The following is a 20,123-nucleotide window of genomic DNA, read 5'->3' as shown; positions in this document are numbered from 1 at the left end:
GTATTCCTTTTGGTTATCCAAAGCATGAAAATTATGAATTTGAGTTATTCAATCTAACCTCATAGCATCGTCCGTACAAGCCAAGGGGTTATTGGCATAGAAAGACGCTGATGAGGAACAGTCTGATGGCCGGCAAAACGCTCTACGACAAGCTTTGGGATTCGCATTTGGTCAAGCAGCGCGACGATGGTTCGGCGCTGATCTACATCGACCGTCACATCATTCACGAAGTGACGTCGCCGCAAGCCTTCGAAGGCCTGCGCCTGGCCAACCGCAAACCCTGGCGCATCGATGCCAACATCGCGACGCCTGATCACAACGTACCGACGACCCCGGAGCGCAAGGGCGGTATCGAGGCCATCGTCGACCAGGTGTCGCGCCTTCAGGTGCAGACCCTCGACGAGAACTGTGACGAATATGGCATCACCGAATTCAAGATGAATGACGTGCGTCAGGGGATCGTGCATGTCATCGGCCCGGAGCAGGGTGCAACCTTGCCGGGCATGACCGTGGTCTGCGGCGACTCGCACACCTCGACGCACGGCGCCTTCGGTGCGCTGGCGCATGGCATCGGCACTTCCGAGGTCGAGCACGTGCTCGCCACCCAGTGCCTGGTCGCCAAGAAAATGAAGAACATGCTGGTGCGCGTTGAAGGCCAGTTGCCGTTCGGCGTGACGGCCAAGGACATCGTCCTCGCCGTGATCGGCAAGATCGGCACCGCCGGTGGCAACGGCCATGCCATGGAATTTGCCGGCAGCGCGATTCGCGAGCTGTCGGTCGAAGGCCGCATGACCATCTGCAACATGTCCATCGAAGCGGGCGCCCGTGTCGGCCTGGTGGCAACCGACGAAAAAACCGTCGCCTACGTCAAGGGTCGCCCGTACTCGCCGAAGGGCGAGCACTGGGACTTGGCCGTTGAAGCCTGGAAAGACCTGGTGTCCGATGCCGACGCGGTGTTCGACACGGTAATTGAACTGGACGCTGCGCAGATCAAGCCGCAGGTCAGCTGGGGCACGTCGCCGGAGATGGTGCTGGCGGTCGATCAGCGCGTGCCGGACCCGGCTGCCGAAGCCGACCTGGTCAAGCGTGGTTCCATCGAGCGCGCCTTGAAGTACATGGGCCTGAACGCCAACCAGGCGATCACCGACATCCAGCTTGATCGGGTGTTCATTGGTTCGTGCACTAACTCGCGGATCGAAGACTTGCGCGCTGCTGCGGTGATCGCCAAGGGCCGCAAGGTCGCTGCGACCGTCAAGCAAGCCATCGTCGTGCCGGGCTCGGGCCTGGTGAAGGCGCAGGCCGAGAAAGAAGGCTTGGACAAGATCTTCGTTGAAGCCGGTTTCGAATGGCGTGAGCCGGGCTGCTCGATGTGCCTGGCGATGAACCCGGACCGCTTGGAAAGTGGCGAGCACTGCGCGTCCACCTCCAACCGCAACTTTGAAGGGCGCCAGGGCGCCGGTGGGCGTACTCACCTGGTGAGCCCGGCGATGGCCGCTGCCGCTGCGGTCACTGGGCATTTTGTCGATGTACGTGAGTTGATCCAAGGGAGCGCAGCATGAAAGCCTTTACCCAGCACACCGGCCTTGTCGCGCCATTGGACCGTGCCAATGTCGACACTGACCAGATCATTCCCAAGCAATTCCTCAAGTCGATCAAGCGCACCGGGTTTGGCCCGAACCTGTTCGACGAGTGGCGCTACCTGGATGTCGGCCAGCCGTACCAGGACAACAGCAAGCGCCCGCAGAACCCGGATTTCGTGTTGAACCACGAGCGTTACCAGGGTGCCAGCGTGTTGCTGGCGCGGGAAAACTTCGGTTGCGGTTCCAGCCGTGAGCACGCGCCGTGGGCGTTGGAAGAGTACGGGTTCCGCAGCATCATTGCGCCGAGCTACGCCGACATCTTCTTCAACAACAGTTTCAAGAACGGCTTGTTGCCGATCATCCTCAGCGACGAGGAAGTCGATGAGCTGTTCAAGCAGGTCGAGGCTGATCCGGGCTACCAGTTGACCGTTGACCTGCAAGCGCAGACGGTCACCCGTGCCGATGGCAAGGTGTTGAGCTTCGAGATCGATGCGTTCCGCAAGCACTGCCTGCTCAATGGTTTGGACGATATCGGCCTGACCTTGCAGGATGGCGAGGCGATTGCCGCGTTCGAAGGCAAGCATCGGGCGAGCCAGCCTTGGTTGTTTCGTGACGCCTGAGTGATGTGTTGAGCCGGCTGGCGCCATCGCCGGCAAGGCCGGCTCCCACAGGATCTCCCTGTGAATGCTGTGGACACTGTGGGAGCTGGCCTTGCCAGCGATGAATACCCAGGAGATTTTTGATGACCAGCACCAACGCCCATACCGAAGTCGTCCAGCGCCAGTTCGGCGAACAGGCCGCCGCCTACCTGAGCAGTGCCGTGCACGCCCAGGGCAGCGAATTTGCCTTGCTTCAGGCGGCACTGGCCGGGCAGGGCAGCGCACGCCTGCTGGACCTGGGCTGCGGTGCCGGCCACGTGAGTTTCCATGTCGCCCCGCTGGTCGCTGAAGTCGTCGCCTACGACCTGTCGCAGCAGATGCTCGATGTGGTCGCTGCCGCAGCAGTCGAGCGCGGCCTGGGCAACATCGTCACCGAACGTGGCGCCGCCGAACGCCTGCCGTTTGCCGATGCCTCGTTCGACTTCGTCTTCAGCCGCTATTCGGCGCACCACTGGAGCGACCTGGGCCTGGCCCTGCGCGAAGTGCGCCGGGTGCTCAAGCCGGGTGGCGTTGCCGCCTTCGTCGACGTGATGTCGCCGGGCAGCCCGTTGCTCGACACCTATTTGCAAAGCGTCGAAGTGCTGCGCGATACCAGCCACGTGCGCGATTATTCTGCCGCCGAGTGGCTGCACACGGTCAGCGATGCCGGCCTGTATGCCCGCAGCCACAGCCGCCAGCGCCTACGCCTTGAATACACCTCGTGGGTCGAGCGCATGCGCACCCCCGAGCCGATGCGCGCAGCGATTCGCCAGTTGCAGCAGGCGATGGGCGAGGAAGTGCGGCAGTATTACCAGATTGAAGCCGACGGCTCCTTCAGCACCGATGTCTTGGTACTTTGGGCCGAACGCTAGTTTTTTCCGGTGGGCCGAGGTCGGCGCGCCGCTTGAATTGAGATAGAGGAAAGCATGAGCAAGCAGATTCTGATTCTCCCAGGTGATGGCATTGGTCCGGAAATCATGGCCGAAGCGGTCAAGGTGCTGGAGCTGGCCAACGACAAGTTCCAGCTCGACCTGAGCTTCACCCACGACGTGATCGGCGGCGCTGCCATCGACCAGCACGGCGTGCCGCTGGCTGACGAAACCCTGGAGCGCGCGCGCCACGCTGATGCCGTGTTGCTGGGCGCCGTGGGCGGGCCGAAGTGGGACAAGATCGAGCGCGACATCCGTCCGGAACGCGGTCTGCTGAAAATCCGCTCGCAACTGGGCCTGTTCGCCAACCTGCGTCCGGCGATCCTTTATCCACAGCTGGCCGATGCGTCCTCGCTGAAGCCGGAAATCGTCTCCGGCCTGGACATCCTCATCGTCCGTGAGCTGACCGGCGGCATCTACTTCGGCGCACCACGCGGCACCCGCGAGCTGGAAGGCGGCGAGCGCCAGGCGTACGACACCCTGCCGTACAGCGAAAGCGAAGTGCGCCGCATCGCCCGCGTCGGTTTCGACATGGCCCGTGTGCGTGGCAAGAAGCTCTGCTCGGTCGACAAGGCCAACGTCCTGGCCTCCAGCCAGTTGTGGCGCGAAGTGGTCGAGGAAGTCGCCAAGGACTACCCGGACATCGAACTGAGCCACATGTACGTCGACAACGCCGCCATGCAACTGGTACGTGCACCCAAGCAGTTCGACGTGATGGTCACCGACAACATGTTCGGCGACATCCTGTCGGATGAAGCTTCCATGCTCACCGGCTCCATCGGCATGCTGCCTTCGGCGTCGCTGGATGCCAACAACAAGGGCATGTACGAGCCGTGCCACGGTTCGGCGCCAGACATCGCCGGGCAGGGCATTGCCAACCCGTTGGCGACCATCCTGTCGGTGTCGATGATGCTGCGTTACAGCTTCAATCAGCACGTCGCCGCCGAAGCCATCGAGAAGGCCGTCAGCCTGGTGCTGGACCAGGGCCTGCGCACTGGCGACATCTGGTCGAGCGGCTGTAACAAAGTGGGTACGCAGGAAATGGGCGACGCAGTAGTCGCAGCGCTGCGGAATCTGTAATCTCTCTGGCCCGCTGCCACTTTCCCAAGGCAGCGGCCCACTTTTAGCGAAGGTGTAGTTGCGATGAAACGTGTAGGTCTGATCGGTTGGCGCGGTATGGTCGGTTCCGTGCTCATGCAGCGGATGCTGGAAGAGCAGGATTTCGACCTGATCGAGCCGGTGTTCTTCACTACCTCCAATGTTGGAGGCCAGGGTCCGGCGGTGGGCAAAGAGATTGCTCCGCTCAAGGACGCGTACAGCATTGAAGAGCTCAAGACCCTCGATGTGATCCTGACCTGTCAGGGTGGCGACTACACCAACGAGGTATTCCCCAAGCTGCGCGAAGCTGGCTGGCAGGGTTACTGGATCGACGCCGCTTCCAGCCTGCGCATGCAGGATGACGCGGTCATCGTGCTGGACCCGGTCAACCGCAAGGTCATCGACCAGCAGCTGGATGCCGGCACCAAGAACTACATCGGCGGCAACTGCACCGTCAGCCTGATGCTGATGGGCCTGGGTGGCCTGTTCGAAGCCGGCCTGGTCGAGTGGATGAGTGCCATGACCTACCAGGCGGCTTCGGGCGCCGGTGCGCAGAACATGCGCGAGCTGATCAAGCAGATGGGGGCTACCCACGCGGCCGTGGCTGACGAGTTGGCCAACCCGGCCGCCGCCATCCTCGACATCGACCGCAAGGTCGCCGAGGCCATGCGCAGCGAAGCCTACCCGACCGAAAACTTCGGCGTGCCACTGGCCGGTAGCCTGATCCCGTGGATCGACAAAGAGCTGCCGAACGGCCAGAGCCGTGAAGAGTGGAAGGCCCAGGCCGAGACCAACAAGATTCTGGGTCGCTTCAAGAGCCCGATTCCGGTCGATGGTATCTGCGTGCGCATTGGCGCCATGCGTTGCCACAGCCAGGCGCTGACCATCAAGCTGAACAAGGATGTGCCGATTGCCGATATCGAAGGCATGATCAGCCAGCACAACCCTTGGGTGAAACTGGTGCCGAACCAGCGCGAGATCAGCATGCAGGAGCTGACCCCGACCAACGTGACCGGCACCTTGAACATCCCGGTGGGTCGTCTGCGCAAGCTGAACATGGGCTCGCAATACCTGGGCGCTTTCACGGTGGGTGACCAGTTGCTGTGGGGCGCAGCGGAGCCGCTGCGGCGCATGCTGCGGATTCTGCTGGAGCGTTGATCGCTGCTGCCGAGTAAACCGAAAGCCCGCCCTGGTATTCCAGGGCGGGCTTTTTGTTTTCTGTGTCGGCTCATCGCGGGAATACACTTCCCTGTGTGGGAGCGGGCTTGTCCCGCGATGGCAGCCTAAAGCCTTACCTCGCTTCAAGAATCCAAGTAAAGTGCCGCTCCCGCCGTTTCAGCAGAGGATTTCACCATGAGCCAGCCCATTGATATCGCCGTAGTCGGTGCCACCGGCACAGTCGGTGAAACCCTCGTCCAGATCCTCGAAGAATGCCAATTCCCGGTTGGCGCCCTGCACCTGCTGGCCAGCATGGAGTCGGCAGGCAGCAGCGTGACCTATAAAGGCCGCAACGTGCGCGTGCGTGAAGTCGATGCGTTCGACTTCAGCCAGGTCAAGCTGGTGTTCTTTGCCGCAGGCCCGGCCGTCACCCGCAGTTTTGTTGCGCGTGCCCAGGCTGCCGGTTGCTCCATCATCGACCTGTCCGGCGCCTTGCCGGCCGATCAGGCGCCGGCTGTCGTGCCTGAAGCCAACGCCGCCGTACTGGTCGGCCTGAAAGCCCCCGTGCAGGTGCACAGCCCAAGTTCCGCCGCCGTCGCCCTGGCCGTGACACTGGCGCCGCTGAAACACCTGCTTGATCTCGAGCGCGTCCACGTCACGGCATGCATGGCCATCTCTGCCCAGGGCCGCGAAGCGGTGGGTGAACTGGCCCGGCAAACCGCTGAACTGCTCAATGCCCGCCCATTGGAGCCACGCTTTTTCGACCGCCAGGTGGCGTTCAACGTGCTCGCCCAGGTCGGCGCCAACGATGCCGAAGGCCATGGCGTCCTGGAACGTCGCCTGGTCAACGAGTTGCGCGAATTGCTGGGCTTGCCTTTACTAAAGATTTCCGTGACTTGCGTTCAAGTCCCGGTGTTTTTTGGCGATAGCTACAGTGTGTCTGTACACAGCCGCAAGGCGGTGGACCTGGCGGCGGTCAATGCCGCGCTGGAAGCGGCCGAGAGCGTTGAGTTGGTCGACGGCGACGATTATCCGACGCCGGTGGGTGACGCAGTCGGCCAGGATGTGGTCTACGTTGGACGAGTGCGCAGCGGGATCGACGAGGCTGAACAGCTCAATCTCTGGCTGACCACCGACAACGTGCGCAAGGGCGCCGCGTTGAACGCCGTGCAAGTGGCGCAATTGTTGATAAAAGACCTTGCGTAAAAGATACTTGGCGGCACTTTGCATAAAGTTTCCGAATTGCTGGAAGTGAGCGGCCCTGTGGCGCTTGCGGGGCAGGTGGTACGTAATGCCTCAGGGCGGTTTTTCACTTCTTCTCGGTTGCCGGGGAAGGTTCACACAAAGGATGAGGTCATGCTTCGAATTCGCAAACTGGTGTTAGCAATAGCCGCAGCGTCGGCGCTGTCTTCCGGTATGGCGCATGCCCTCGGGTTGGGCGAATTGACCCTCAAGTCGGCCCAGAATCAACCCCTGGACGCCGAGATCGAACTGCTTGATGTCAACGGCCTGAGTGCCGCCGAGGTGGTGCCGAGCCTGGCGCCTGCCGAAGAGTTCAGCAAGGCGGGCGTTGAACGCCAGGCCTTCCTCAATGACCTGAAGTTCACCCCGGTGATCAACCCCAGCGGCAAGAGCGTGCTGCGGGTGACCTCGAGCCAGCCGCTGTCGGCGCCGATGGTCAAGTTCCTGGTGCAGGTGATGTGGCCGCAAGGTCGCCTGCTGCGCGATTACAGCGTGCTGATCGACCCGTCCAAATTCTCCCCGGAGGCGGCCAAGGCCGCCGCCGCAGTAAGCCCAGCGGTCAGTGCACCGAAGCAGTACACCACGGTGCGTCGTGACACCCTGTGGGAAATCGCCTCGCGTGCGCGCCAGGGCGGTTCGGTGCAGCAGACCATGCTGGCGATCCAGGCGCTCAACCCGGACGCCTTCATCAACGGCAACATCAACCAATTGAAGACCGGCCAGGTATTGCGCCTGCCTGATCAACAACAGATCCAGAGCATCGCCCAGCCACAGGCCGTGACTGAAGTCGCCGAGCAGTACGCTGCCTGGCGCCAGGGTCGTCGCCTGGGCCCACGCGCACGTCAGCTGGATGCGACCCATCGCGCCGCTGCCGAAGCTGCACCGGCGCGCATTGCCCAGCAAGACAACCTGCGCCTGGTCAGCCCGGGCGGCAAGGGTGCCGCTGGCAGCAAGGCGCTGGCCGACAAGCTGGCGACCACGCAGGAAACCCTCGACACCAGCCGCCGCGAAGGCGACGAGCTGAAAGGCCGGGTCAACGACCTGCAGAGCCAACTGGATAAACTGCAGCGCCTGATCGCCCTGAAAAACGATCAACTGGCCCGTCTGGAAGCGCAAAGCGGCCAGTCTGTCGATGCCGCTGCCCCGGCTGCTGCGCCAGCGCCCGAAGCGCCGGCCATCAATGCCCAGTTGCAATCGGCCCCGGCAGAAACCGTGGTTACGCCACCGCCGGCCGCGGTCGATACTGCGCCTGTTGCAGAGCAGCCACCGGCTGATGTGCAGAACCCTCCGGCAGCTGCTGACAGCGCCTCCAAGCCCCTTGATGATCTGTTTGCCAGCCCGTTGCTGCTGGCACTGATCGGCGCTTCGTCGCTGCTGGTGCTGCTGTTGCTCCTGCTGTTGCTGGCACGCAAGCGCAAGGCCCAGCAGGAAGCTGAAAAACACATGCGCATGGCGCGTGCCCTGAACGAAGAAAGCGAGCTGGGCCCTGACCTGGATCTGCCGCCAGGCAGCTTCGACGGCCTGGAAGTCGCCCCGCCAAGCGTGACCCTGGCACCTGGTGTGGTCGCTGCGTCGGCCGCCGCTGCCGTGGTCGCTGCTGATGAGCCCGAGAAACCACAGCCCAAGCCTGAGCCGGTGACTGTTGTTGAGCCGGCAGCGGCCATCGTACCGGCGCCAGCCCCTGAGCCAGAGCCGGAGCCAGAGGTTGAGCCGGTGGTGGCAGACGCCTCGTTTGCCCAGCCGGTGATTGCTGCTTCCGTCGCCGATGCGATTCTGACCGAAGCGGAGATGAGCATTGCCCGCGGTCGTCTGAACCACGCTGCCGAACTGCTGGAGCCTGCGGTAGAGCAGAACCCGCAACGCAGCGACCTGCGCCTGAAATTGATGGAAGTCTATGCCCGCCAGGGTGATCGCGATGCGTTCACCGGCCACGAGCGCCAACTGATCGCCACCGGCCAGAACCACGCCGATGTCGAAGGGCTGAAAAGCCGCTTCCCGGCCATGGCGGCGGTCGCGGCTGCTGGCATTGCTGGCGCGGCGGCACTGACCTCGGAGCTGGATCCGGCGTTTATCGACGACCTGATGGCGGACGAGCCAGAGCAGCCTGCGCCAGCAGTGCCCGAGGCCCTGGCCGAAGACGACCTGGATGACGCCTTCGACCTGAGCCTGGATGACGAGCTGGGCGGCCTCGAGCTGGAAGCGCCTGCCGTCGAGCCGGTAGCCGAACTGGACGAGCCTGCTGCTCTGGATGACCTGGACTTTGACAGCCTGTTCGAGGAGCACGCCCCGGCTCCGGCGGCTGAGCAGCCAGAAGCGCCAGTAGTTCCGGAAACCCCGGAAACTCCAGAAGTCCCGGAAGCTGCGCCTGTGGTTGCCGAGGCCCCGGTCGAAACGCCTGTTGAAATGCCAACACTGGATGACCTGGCTGATTTCGATCTGGATGTCGGGGGTGATGCCGCAGCAGTGTCGCCATCGGAGCCGGTGGATATCGAGGCCGAGCTGGCTGCGTTTGATCGCGACCTGGGGCTGGAAGCCGATATGCCGGGCTTTGACCTGCCGGAAGACTTCGACCTGTCCCTGGCGGACGAAACCCATTCGGAGGCTGAAGCGAAATTCGCCTCGGAGCTGGATGACGTCAACGCCGAGCTCGACAAGTTGTCGGCAAGCCTTGAGCAGCCATCGCTGGAGCCGCATTTCACCGAGGAAGATGCCAAGGCCGATGCAGCCTTCGACGACCTGGACATGGGCGACGACTTCGACTTCATGGGCGGCACCGACGTCAACGCCACCAACCTTGACCTGGCCCGTGCCTACATCGACATGGGCGACCATGACGGCGCGCGCGACATCCTGCAGGAAGTGGTTGAAGGCGGCAGCGCCGCTCAGAAGAAAGAAGCTGAAGAGATGCTCGGCCGCCTGGTCTGAGTAGCTTTGTAGCCGCTGCCGCAGGCTGCGCTGGAGCCCGCAGGGCTCCCAACAGCGGCGCCTGCTCAGCAGGCGAGCGCAGCCTGCGGCAGCGGCTACAGGTTTATCGTGTATCGCCAACGGCAGCCATCAGGGCTGCCGTTGTCGTTATAATCCCCGGCATTGCGTAAACCGACAGGCTGTATCCCCTTGGAAATCATTGATAACGCGGCTGCCGAATCGGCGGCCGAAGGCTTCTTCCGCATCGCCCTGGGCGTTGAATACAAAGGCTCGCGCTACCACGGCTGGCAGCGCCAGGCCGGCGATGTGCTGAGCGTCCAGCAAACCCTGGAAGAGGCGCTGTCCCGCGTGGCCGACTCGCCCGTGTCGATCCACTGCGCCGGGCGCACCGACGCCTCGGTGCATGCCAGTGGCCAGGTGGTGCACTTCGACACCCAGGCCGTACGCAGCATGAAAGCCTGGACCATGGGCGCCAACATCAACCTGCCCCACGACATCAGCGTGACCTGGGCCGAGCAGATGCCGGAGCATTTCCATGCCCGCTTCAAGGCCATGGCCCGGCGCTACCGCTACATCATCTACAACGACCAGGTACGCCCGGCCCACCTGGGTGACCAGGTCACCTGGAACCACCGGCCGCTGGATGTCGAGCGCATGGCACAGGCTGCCGCGTACCTGGTAGGCACCCACGATTTCAGCTCCTTCCGCGCCGGCCAGTGCCAGGCCAAGTCGCCAATCAAGCAGATCCATCACCTGCGCGTTACCCGCCACGGCAAGATGATCGTGCTGGATATCCGTGCCAGCGCCTTCCTGCACCACATGGTGCGCAACATTGCCGGGGTGCTGATGACCATTGGTGCCGGGCAGCGGCCGGCGGAGTGGGCGGGCGAGGTGCTGGCCCAGCGTGACCGCCGTGCGGCGGGCGTCACGGCGCATCCGTATGGGTTGTACCTGGTGCAGGTCGAGTATCCACAGGAGTACCTGCTGCCGCAGCGTTACATCGGCCCACACTTCCTTTCCGGCTTCGAGTCTTTGGCGGCTGACGACCCGCAAGTCATTTGCTAACATCCGGGGCTTTCCGGTTCAGCTGAGGTTCCACGGCCTATGTCCGCCGTTCGCAGCAAGATCTGCGGGATTACCCGCATAGAAGATGCCCTGGCAGCGGCTGAAGCCGGCGCCGATGCCATTGGCCTGGTGTTCTATGCCAAGAGCCCGCGTGCGGTGAACGTACAGCAGGCACGGGCGATCATCGCGGCGCTGCCGCCGTTCGTGACCACCGTGGGGTTGTTCGTCAACGCCAGCCGCTGCGAGCTCAACGAGATCCTCGAGGCGGTGCCGCTAGACTTGCTGCAATTTCACGGTGATGAAACCCCGGCCGATTGCGAGGGTTTCAACCGCCCCTGGATCAAGGCCTTGCGCGTGCGCCCGGGTGATGACCTGGAAGCCAGCTGCAAACTGTATGCAAATGCCAGCGGCATCCTGCTCGACACCTATGTCGCGGGCGTGCCCGGTGGTACTGGCGAGGCCTTCGACTGGTCATTGGTGCCTGAGCGACTGAGCAAGCCGATCATCCTCGCCGGCGGCCTCTCGCCAGAGAACGTTGCCCAGGCAATTGCCCAGGTTCGCCCCTATGCCGTGGACGTCAGCGGTGGGGTCGAGGAGGCCAAGGGCATCAAGGACCCGTTGAAGATCGAAGCCTTCCTGCGCGCAGTGCGCCAGGCGTGACAGGGCAGGGTGTTGCGGATGTGACGGCTGGCTGCGCGCCATCGTCCATAGCTTTCGCAGCCCGTTGCTGCCGGATCGCGCCCCCGGGCCGGTCGAAATTATCGGGTGGCGCCTCAGGCGTCGCCTTTACAGGTTGACGATGGGTCGGGGTCAGGGTGGTATGCGCTGCACGCGCGCCGCCGGGCCTGGGCCTTCATCGCGTCATACACGAATTGAGCTCAAGGGCATACGCGTGACCCGGCAACATTTGCCTGCCGGTCGCCGCTACTGGAGAAAGAAAGCATGAGCAACTGGTTAGTAGACAAACTGATCCCTTCGATCATGCGTTCCGAGGTGAAGAAGAGCTCGGTGCCTGAAGGTCTGTGGCACAAGTGCCCGTCCTGCGAGGCCGTCCTCTATCGTCCGGAGCTGGAAAAGACCCTGGATGTCTGCCCCAAGTGCAACCACCACATGCGTATCGGCGCACGTGCGCGTATCGACATTTTCCTCGACGCCGAAGGCCGTGCCGAACTGGGCGCTGACCTGGAGCCGGTTGACCGTCTGAAATTCCGTGACGGCAAGAAGTACAAGGACCGCCTGACCGGCGCGCAAAAGCAGACCGGCGAGAAAGACGCGCTGATCTCCATGAGCGGCACCCTGCTGGGCATGCCGGTCGTGGTCAGCGCCTTCGAGTTCTCCTTCATGGGCGGTTCCATGGGTGCCATCGTCGGTGAGCGCTTCGTGCGCGCAGCCAACTATGCCCTGGAAAACCGTTGCCCAATGATCTGCTTCTCCGCTTCCGGCGGTGCGCGCATGCAAGAAGCGCTGATCTCGCTGATGCAAATGGCCAAGACTTCGGCCGTGCTGGCACGTCTGCGTGAAGAAGGCATCCCGTTCATCTCGGTGCTGACCGACCCGGTCTACGGTGGCGTATCCGCCAGCCTGGCGATGCTCGGCGACGTCATCGTCGGTGAGCCGAAAGCCCTGATCGGCTTCGCCGGCCCACGGGTGATCGAGCAGACCGTACGTGAAAAACTGCCGGAAGGCTTCCAGCGCAGCGAGTTCCTGCTGGAGCACGGCGCCATCGACATGATCATTGCGCGCAGCGAGCTGCGTCCGCGCCTGGGCAAACTGCTGGCGCAAATGATGAATCTGCCGACGCCGACCTTCGTGGCCCCGGTCATCGAGCCAATCGTCGTTCCGCCAGTACCTGCCAACGTATGACCCAACGTACCCTTGGCGACTGGCTCGCCTACCTTGAGCAGTTGCATCCATCGGCCATCGACATGGGCCTGGAGCGCTCGCGCCAGGTTCTGGCGCGGCTCGGGCTGGGCAAGCCGGCACCACGGGTAGTGACCGTCACCGGCACCAACGGCAAGGGTTCGACCTGTGCGTTCATTGCCGCATTGCTCAAGGCCCAGGGCCTGAAGGTAGGCGTGTACAGCTCGCCGCACCTGCTGCGCTACAACGAGCGGGTGCAGCTTGATGGCCTTGAAGCCAGCGACGCACAGCTGTGCGAAGCCTTCGCGGCGGTCGAGGCGGCACGTGGCGAGATTTCCCTGACCTATTTCGAAGCAGGCACCTTGGCAGCGTTCTGGTTGTTCAGCCGTTCGTCGCTGGATGCCGTGGTGCTGGAAGTAGGCCTGGGCGGTCGCCTGGACACGGTCAACCTGATCGATGCCGATATTGCGGTGGTTACCAGCATTGGTGTCGATCATGTCGACTACCTGGGTGACACCCGTGAGCTGGTCGCCTTCGAGAAAGCCGGGATCTTCCGTGCGGGCAAGCCGGCGCTGTGTGGTGATCTGAATCCTCCACAACCGCTGCTGGACAAGGCCCGTGAGCTGAACGCGCCGTTCTTCCTGCGTGGCCGTGATTTCGACCTGGCCAGCACGGATCAATTCTGGCAATGGCGTGGCGTCGATGCGCGTGGCGCGGTAGTCGAGTTGCGTGACCTGCCCTTGCTCGACTTGCCAATGGAAAACGCCGCGCTCGCCTTGCAGGCCTATCTGTTGATGGATCTGCCGTGGGAGGCCGGGGTGATTGCCCAGGCCCTGCGTGATGCGCGCATCGTCGGGCGTCTGGACCGCCGCCAATTCAGCTGGCAAGGGAAAACCCTGAATATCCTCCTGGATGTGGGGCACAATCCACATGCAGCCGAGTACCTGGCCGGGCGTCTGGCAGCACGTGCACTGAAGGGCAAGCGCCTGGCGGTATTCGGGCTGTTGGCCGACAAGGACCTGGACGGCGTGATCGACCCGCTCAAGGCGCAAGTCTCGAGTTGGGCCGTCACACCGCTGGACACCGCGCGCAGCCGTCCGGCGGCCGAGCTGCAATCGGTACTGGAGAACCTTGGCGCAACGGTGCAGTCTTACCCAAGCGTCGCCGCCGCCCTTGAAGGGCAGTGCGCGCAAGCGACGGCGGATGATGAGATCCTGCTGTTCGGATCATTTTTCTGTGTTGGCGAGGCCCTGCAGTGGCTCGACCGGCAGACCATGGAGGTGGGGGTAGATGGCGGTGCTGGATAAAGTCGTCAAGCAGCGGATGGTCGGTGCGCTGGTGCTGGTGGCGCTGGCGGTTATCTTCCTGCCGATGCTGTTCTCCCGTGAGGACGAATTGCGCCAGGTGCGTGTCGAAGCCCCCGAGGCGCCGGCCGTACCGGCATTGCCGCAGGTTCAGGTGGAGCCGGTGGCGGTGCCTGAGCCGCAAATCATCCAGGATGAAGCGGTGGCGTCGCAGGAGCCTGCGGCGCCGAGCGAGCCGATTGCCGCGGCCGCGCCAGTGGTTGCTCCGGCACCTGCTCCAGCACCGGCAGCCAAGCCGGTCGCCCCTGCACCTGTCGCCAAGCCAGCGCCGGCAGCAACCGTTGCCAGCGCCCCGGCCAAGCCGGCCGCCAGTGCGCCGGCCAAGGTCGACGGCAATGGCCTACCGGTCAGTTGGTCGGTGCAACTGGCCAGCCTGTCGAACCGGGCCAGCGCCGACAGCCTGCAGAAAACCCTGCGCAGCCAGGGCTACAACGCCTACATCCGCTCTGCCGACGGCATGAACCGGGTGTTCGTCGGGCCGTTGATCGAGCGCGCCGAGGCCGAGCGCCTGCGTGACCTGCTGGGCCGCCAGCAGAAGCTCAACGGCTTCGTTGTGCGCTTCCAGCCCGAGCGCAACTGAGGCTTGCCGTCCGGCCTGCACCGGACGGCAAATCACTGCTTACCCATAGCCCGCTGCTCTGGTAAAATGCGCCGCCTTATCCGTATGCGGGCAACACTGTGGCATTTACCTGGGTCGACTGGGCGATACTCGCAATCATCGCCGTTTCTGCACTGATCAGTCTCAAGCGCGGTTTCGTCAAGGAAGCCTTGTCGCTGCTCACCTGGATCATCGCCGGCGCCGTAGCCTGGATGTTCGGGGGTGCCCTGTCGCAGTACCTTGAAGGGTACATCCAGACGCCGTCTGCCCGTGTTATCGCCGGATGCGCCATTCTTTTCGTCGCCACCCTGCTGGTGGGGGCCATGATCAACTTTCTCATCGGCGAGCTGATTCGCGTCACCGGGTTGTCCGGGACCGATCGCTTCCTCGGCATGGCCTTTGGCGCCGCGCGCGGGGCATTGCTGGTGGTAGTGGCTGTCGGGCTGTTGAGCCTGGGGCCGGTACAACAGGATCCTTGGTGGCAGGAGTCGCGTCTCTTGCCACAATTTCTATTGGTAGCTGACTGGTCGAAAAACCTTATTCTGGGGATGACCAGCCAGTGGCTAGCCAGCGGGATCAGCGCACCGGCTGATCTTCCGTTCAAGGAGCAGCTTTTAGGGCCCAAGACGCCTTGAGTGCTGTTCAGTCCAGTTTCATTAAGTAGGGGTTGCGTCGCATGTGTGGCATCGTCGGTATCGTCGGTAAGTCGAACGTCAATCAGGCGCTGTATGACGCGCTAACCGTGCTCCAGCACCGCGGCCAGGACGCTGCCGGTATCGTGACCAGCCATGATGGCCGGTTATTCCTGCGCAAAGACAACGGCCTGGTCCGTGATGTCTTCCAACAGCGCCATATGCAACGCCTGGTTGGCCACATGGGTATCGGCCACGTGCGTTACCCGACCGCTGGCAGCTCGACCTCGGCCGAGGCCCAGCCGTTCTACGTCAACTCGCCGTATGGCATCACCCTGGCACACAACGGCAACTTGACCAATGTCGAGCAGCTGGCCAAGGAGATCTACGAGTCCGACCTGCGCCACGTCAACACCAACTCCGACTCGGAAGTGCTGCTCAACGTCTTCGCCCATGAGCTGGCGGTGCGTGGCAAGCTGCAACCGACCGAAGAAGACGTGTTCGCTGCCGTCACCGACGTGCACAACCGTTGCGTGGGTGGTTACGCGGTGGTTGCGATGATCACCGGCTACGGCATCGTCGGCTTCCGCGACCCGAACGGCATCCGTCCGATCGTCTTCGGTCAGCGTCACACCGACGAAGGCGTCGAGTACATGATCGCCTCCGAAAGCGTCTCGCTGGACGTGCTCGGCTTCACCCTGATCCGCGACCTGGCGCCGGGCGAAGCGGTGTACATCACCGAAGACGGCAAGCTGCACACCCGCCAGTGCGCCAAGGCGCCAAAACTGACCCCGTGCATCTTCGAACACGTGTACCTGGCCCGCCCGGACTCGATCATCGATGGCATCTCGGTGTACAAGGCGCGCCTGCGCATGGGCGAGAAGCTGGCCGAGAAGATCCTGCGCGAGCGTCCTGAGCACGACATCGACGTGGTCATCCCGATTCCCGACACCAGCCGTACCGCCGCGCTTGAGTTGGCCAACCGCCTGGGCGTCAAGTTCCGTGAAGGCTTCGTCAAGAACCGCTACATCGGCCGGACCTTCATCATGCCGGGCCAGGCTGCGCGTAAAAAGTCGGTGCGCCAGAAGCTCAACGCCATCGAGCTGGAATTCCGCGGCAAGAACGTCATGCTGGTGGATGACTCCATCGTGCGTGGCACCACCTGCAAGCAGATCATCCAGATGGCCCGTGAAGCCGGCGCGAAAAACGTCTACTTCTGCTCCGCAGCGCCTGCCGTTCGCTACCCGAACGTCTACGGCATCGACATGCCGAGTGCCCACGAGCTGATCGCGCACAACCGCAGCACCGATGATGTTGCCGAGCTGATCGGTGCCGACTGGCTGGTCTACCAGGACCTGCCTGACCTCATCGAATCGGTGGGCGGTGGCAAGATCAAGATCGACCAGTTCGACTGCGCGGTATTCGACGGTATCTACGTGACCGGCGACATCGACGACGCTTACCTGAACCGGATCGAGCAGGCCCGCAACGACGCGTCCAAGGTCAAGAACCAGGCCGTCAGCGCGATCATCGACCTCTACAACAACTAAAAAAAGGAGCAACGGCATGACACAGGAATGGGATGCCGGGCGCCTGGACAGCGACCTCGAAGGGGTCGCTTTCGACACGCTGGCGGTACGCGCCGGCCAGCATCGCACGCCGGAAGGTGAGCACAGCGATCCGCTGTTCTTCACTTCCAGCTATGTGTTCCGTACGGCGGCTGACGCCGCCGCACGGTTCGCCGGCGAAGTTCCAGGCAACGTCTATTCGCGCTACACCAACCCGACCGTACGGGCTTTCGAGGAGCGCATTGCCGCCCTGGAAGGCGCTGAGCAAGCGGTGGCCACCTCCACCGGCATGTCGGCCATCCTCTCCACGGTGATGGCCCTGTGCAGCGCTGGCGACCACGTGCTGGTCTCGCAGAGCGTGTTCGGTTCGACCATCAGCCTGTTCGAGAAGTACTTCAAGCGCTTTGGCGTGCAGGTGGACTACGTGCCACTGGTCGACCTCGATGGCTGGGACAAGGCGATCAAGGCCAACACCAAGCTGCTGTTCGTCGAGTCGCCGTCCAACCCGCTGGCCGAGTTGGTGGATATTCCCGCCCTGGCCGAAATCGCCCACGCCAAAGGCGCGATGCTGGTGGTCGACAACTGCTTCAGCACCCCGGCGTTGCAGCAGCCGCTGAAGCTGGGTGCGGACATCGTCGTGCACTCGGCCACCAAGTTCATCGACGGCCAGGGCCGTTGCATGGGCGGCGTGGTTGCCGGTCGCAGCGAGCAGATGAAAGAAGTGGTGGGCTTCTTGCGTACCGCCGGGCCGTCGCTGAGCCCGTTCAATGCCTGGATCTTCCTCAAGGGCCTCGAAACCCTGAACCTGCGCATGCGTGCCCACTGCGCCAACGCCCAGGTCCTGGCCGAGTGGCTGGAGCAGCAGGACGGCATCGAGAAGGTGCATTACGCCGGCTTGCACAGCCACCCGCAGCACGAGTTGGCCAAGCGCCAGATGCGTGGCTTCGGGGCGGTGGTGAGCTTTGAGGTCAAGGGTGGCAAAGAGGGCGCCTGGCGCTTTATCGATGCAACCCGACTGATCTCGATCACCGCCAACCTGGGTGACAGCAAGACCACCATCACCCACCCGGGCACCACCTCCCACGGCCGTCTGTCGCCGCAGGAGCGTGAGGCAGCGGGTATTCGCGACAGCCTGATCCGTGTCGCAGTGGGCCTGGAAGACGTGGCTGACTTGCAGGCGGACCTCGCCCGTGGGCTGGCAGCGCTGTGATCGACTGGTCGGTGGCTGACAACAGCCATAACGGCCGTGTCGCATTGGTCACCGGCGCCGCCCGCGGGATCGGCCTGGGCATTGCTGCCTGGCTGATCAGCGAGGGCTGGCAGGTGGTGCTCACCGACGTCGACCGGGCCCGTGGCGCGAAAGCCGCCAAGGTGCTCGGTGATCACGCCTGGTTCGTCGGCATGGATGTGGCCGACGAAGGCCAGGTCAGCACCGGTGTCGCGCAGGTACTGGGCCAGTTTGGCCGGCTTGACGCACTGGTGTGCAATGCGGCGGTCGCCGACCCGCACAACACCACCCTCGAAAGCCTCAGCCTGAATCACTGGAACCGCGTGTTGGCGGTCAACCTGGGTGGGCCGATGCTGCTCGCCAAGCATTGCGCGCCGTACCTGCGCGCGCACTGTGGGGCGATCGTCAACCTGGTGTCGACCCGTGCCGGGCAATCAGAGCCTGACACTGAGGCCTATGCCGCCAGCAAGGGCGGGCTGTTGGCCCTGACCCATGCCTTGGCGGTAAGCCTTGGGCCGGAGATCCGTGTCAATGCGGTGAGCCCGGGCTGGATCGATGCCCGTGACCCTTCTGTACGCCGTGCCGAGCCGTTGAGCGAAGCCGACCATGCCCAGCACCCGGCGGGCAGGGTAGGCACCGTAGAGGACGTGGCGGCGATGGTGGCGTGGTTGCTGTCGAAGAATGCAGGCTTTGTGACCGGCCAGGAGTTCGTGGTGGACGGTGGCATGACCAAGAAGATGATTTACACCTGAGGGGGTGAGCGAGGTTTTTTCAGCTTTTTTGAAAAAACTTCAACAGGGGTATTGACTTAGGTTCGATACCTGCGTAAATTTCGCCACCTCAGCGAAGCACACGGGTGATTAGCTCAGCCGGGAGAGCATCTGCCTTACAAGCAGAGGGTCGGCGGTTCGATCCCGTCATCACCCACCACTTCCTGAGATGTTCCTGGGTTAGCAGCTTCGCAAGAGGCGGTTACCAGAGAGGAGCAGGACGCAAGTCCACACTGCGCAGCGGTAGTTCAGTCGGTTAGAATACCGGCCTGTCACGCCGGGGGTCGCGGGTTCGAGTCCCGTCCGCTGCGCCATTTTTCTCCAGATCGGTTTAACCGCCGGTTTGAGGTTTGAGGCTAAAGTCTTCAAGCCAGATCCCAGTTTCAAATGGGCGCAAGCCCGTATGATACGCAGCGGTAGTTCAGTCGGTTAGAATACCGGCCTGTCACGCCGGGGGTCGCGGGTTCGAGTCCCGTCCGCTGCGCCATCTTCGCCTCGAGGCCCCTTGAACGCCTCGGAGCAACATTGAAAGCGATCTCAGTGTCGCTTTTTTTGTGTCTGCCTTTCGAGTCATCGAAGGCCAGATCCCAGTTTCAAACGGGCGCAAGCCTGTGCGATACGCAGCGGTAGTTCAGTCGGTTAGAATACCGGCCTGTCACGCCGGGGGTCGCGGGTTCGAGTCCCGTCCGCTGCGCCATATCCGCCTCGAGGTCCTTGAACGCCTCGAAGCACAAAGAAAGCGACCTTCGGGTCGCTTTTTTTGTGCCTGGTGTTTCGTATATTGCACCTGCTCACCGTAGCCGCTGCCGTAAGGCTGCGCTGGAGTCCGCAGGGCTCCCTGCAAAGCGACGCCTGCGTTGCAGGCGAGCGCAGCCTGACGGCAGCGGCTACATGCAAGCTGGTGTTGCCAGCAATGATATCTAGTGGTGTGCACGCGGCGATCAGGATTCTGGCCCAGCATGCGGGGGAGATGATGGTGCGCATGGAGTGATGGTGGCGCTTGTTCGTCTGAAGGTTTGACGAGATTACTTGTCTTGTTTTGCTTGTTTAGATTTTTGAGCTTATCCAATTGATTTTATTGGGGCTAATGGCCCCTTCCGCCCACGCTCCGTGGGGGCCTCCGGAGGACCGAGTCGTCTGCGGGATTTTTGTACACCATGCAAAGCAATACTGCCTTGCACAATATTTGTAGCCGCTGCCGTCAGGCTGCGCTGGAGCCCGTGAGGGCTCCCAAAGGCGGCGCCTGCTATGCAGGTGAGCGCAGCCTGACGGCAGCGGCTTGTATCTCGACTAACGCCTCTTTGGAGGCGATAGTTCTCGACTGATCATCGAGGAAGAGGAATGAAGCCGGGCAGCGGCTTAGGCCTTGAGCCTGATCTGTAGATTGAGCTCCTCCTCTTCAACCCCACTCGCCAAGTCCGAACGGTATCAAGAGCCCGTCCTTGACGGTAGCTCGCATTGACAAGGC

16 protein-coding genes and 4 tRNA genes are annotated in these 20,123 nt (G+C 62.9%); all 20 read left to right on the top strand.

Annotated features, from left to right (window positions below):
- The first annotated feature begins 125 nt into the window (after positions 1-125).
- The 20 genes from leuC (at position 126) to M5G11_RS25700 (ending at position 19,352) form a co-directional block, all read left to right on the top strand.
- Positions 126-1,559, top strand: coding sequence for a 3-isopropylmalate dehydratase large subunit (gene leuC / locus M5G11_RS25795; protein WP_273912300.1), 1,434 nt, complete (start codon positions 126-128; stop codon positions 1,557-1,559).
- The gene (gene leuD, locus M5G11_RS25790) at positions 1,556-2,200 is read left to right on the top strand and encodes a 3-isopropylmalate dehydratase small subunit (protein WP_273912301.1); all 645 of its coding nucleotides are present in this window, start codon (positions 1,556-1,558) and stop codon (positions 2,198-2,200) included. The genes leuC and leuD overlap by 4 nt, the downstream gene beginning before the upstream one ends.
- Before the next feature lie 122 nt (positions 2,201-2,322).
- Positions 2,323-3,090 (top strand): methyltransferase domain-containing protein, encoded by a 768-nt coding sequence (locus M5G11_RS25785; RefSeq protein ID WP_273912302.1) that lies wholly within the window; start codon positions 2,323-2,325, stop codon positions 3,088-3,090.
- Positions 3,091-3,144: 54 nt separating this feature from the next.
- On the top strand, positions 3,145-4,227 hold the full coding sequence (leuB, locus tag M5G11_RS25780; RefSeq protein ID WP_273912303.1) for a 3-isopropylmalate dehydrogenase: 1,083 nt from the start codon (positions 3,145-3,147) through the stop codon (positions 4,225-4,227).
- A gap of 63 nt (positions 4,228-4,290) precedes the next feature.
- Complete coding sequence (gene asd / locus M5G11_RS25775) at positions 4,291-5,403, top strand: aspartate-semialdehyde dehydrogenase (protein WP_273912304.1); 1,113 nt, start codon at positions 4,291-4,293, stop codon at positions 5,401-5,403.
- A gap of 195 nt (positions 5,404-5,598) precedes the next feature.
- The gene (locus M5G11_RS25770; RefSeq protein WP_273912305.1) at positions 5,599-6,609 is read left to right on the top strand and encodes an aspartate-semialdehyde dehydrogenase; all 1,011 of its coding nucleotides are present in this window, start codon (positions 5,599-5,601) and stop codon (positions 6,607-6,609) included.
- A 150-nt stretch (positions 6,610-6,759) separates the two neighbouring features.
- The gene (locus tag M5G11_RS25765) at positions 6,760-9,570 is read left to right on the top strand and encodes a FimV/HubP family polar landmark protein (protein WP_273912306.1); all 2,811 of its coding nucleotides are present in this window, start codon (positions 6,760-6,762) and stop codon (positions 9,568-9,570) included.
- A 183-nt stretch (positions 9,571-9,753) separates the two neighbouring features.
- Positions 9,754-10,635, top strand: coding sequence for a tRNA pseudouridine(38-40) synthase TruA (gene truA / locus M5G11_RS25760; protein ID WP_420793842.1), 882 nt, complete (start codon positions 9,754-9,756; stop codon positions 10,633-10,635).
- A gap of 39 nt (positions 10,636-10,674) precedes the next feature.
- Positions 10,675-11,295: a phosphoribosylanthranilate isomerase gene (locus M5G11_RS25755; RefSeq protein WP_273912308.1), complete on the top strand. Its 621-nt coding sequence runs from the start codon at positions 10,675-10,677 to the stop codon at positions 11,293-11,295.
- Positions 11,296-11,577: 282 nt separating this feature from the next.
- A complete protein-coding gene (accD, locus tag M5G11_RS25750; protein WP_273912309.1) occupies positions 11,578-12,498 on the top strand; it encodes an acetyl-CoA carboxylase, carboxyltransferase subunit beta in 921 nt (306 codons plus the stop codon).
- Positions 12,495-13,802, top strand: a complete 1,308-nt coding sequence (gene folC / locus M5G11_RS25745; RefSeq protein ID WP_273912310.1) for a bifunctional tetrahydrofolate synthase/dihydrofolate synthase — start codon at positions 12,495-12,497, stop codon at positions 13,800-13,802. Before accD ends, folC begins: the two co-directional genes overlap by 4 nt.
- Positions 13,786-14,439, top strand: a complete 654-nt coding sequence (locus M5G11_RS25740; RefSeq protein WP_273912311.1) for an SPOR domain-containing protein — start codon at positions 13,786-13,788, stop codon at positions 14,437-14,439. The genes folC and M5G11_RS25740 overlap by 17 nt, the downstream gene beginning before the upstream one ends.
- Positions 14,440-14,537: 98 nt before the next feature.
- Complete coding sequence (locus tag M5G11_RS25735) at positions 14,538-15,092, top strand: CvpA family protein (protein ID WP_273912312.1); 555 nt, start codon at positions 14,538-14,540, stop codon at positions 15,090-15,092.
- 41 nt (positions 15,093-15,133) lie between these two features.
- Positions 15,134-16,639, top strand: coding sequence for an amidophosphoribosyltransferase (gene purF, locus M5G11_RS25730; protein WP_273912313.1), 1,506 nt, complete (start codon positions 15,134-15,136; stop codon positions 16,637-16,639).
- A 16-nt stretch (positions 16,640-16,655) separates the two neighbouring features.
- Positions 16,656-17,867 carry an O-succinylhomoserine sulfhydrylase gene (locus M5G11_RS25725; RefSeq protein ID WP_273912314.1) on the top strand — a complete coding sequence of 404 codons (1,212 nt, stop codon included), beginning with the start codon at positions 16,656-16,658 and terminating at the stop codon, positions 17,865-17,867.
- A gap of 11 nt (positions 17,868-17,878) precedes the next feature.
- A complete protein-coding gene (locus tag M5G11_RS25720; RefSeq protein ID WP_273912316.1) occupies positions 17,879-18,637 on the top strand; it encodes an SDR family oxidoreductase in 759 nt (252 codons plus the stop codon).
- Positions 18,638-18,739: 102 nt separating this feature from the next.
- Positions 18,740-18,815, top strand: a tRNA-Val gene (locus M5G11_RS25715).
- A 77-nt stretch (positions 18,816-18,892) separates the two neighbouring features.
- A tRNA-Asp gene (locus M5G11_RS25710) sits at positions 18,893-18,969 on the top strand.
- A 96-nt stretch (positions 18,970-19,065) separates the two neighbouring features.
- Positions 19,066-19,142 (top strand) — tRNA-Asp (locus tag M5G11_RS25705).
- A gap of 133 nt (positions 19,143-19,275) precedes the next feature.
- Positions 19,276-19,352: transfer RNA gene (locus M5G11_RS25700), tRNA-Asp, on the top strand.
- The last annotated feature ends 771 nt before the right edge of the window (positions 19,353-20,123 follow it).

The organism is Pseudomonas fontis (genome assembly GCF_028656955.1).
Lineage (GTDB): Bacteria > Pseudomonadota > Gammaproteobacteria > Pseudomonadales > Pseudomonadaceae > Aquipseudomonas > Aquipseudomonas fontis.
The sequence above is the reverse complement of the archived record's forward strand: the minus strand, read 5'-3'. Positions and strand labels throughout refer to the sequence as shown.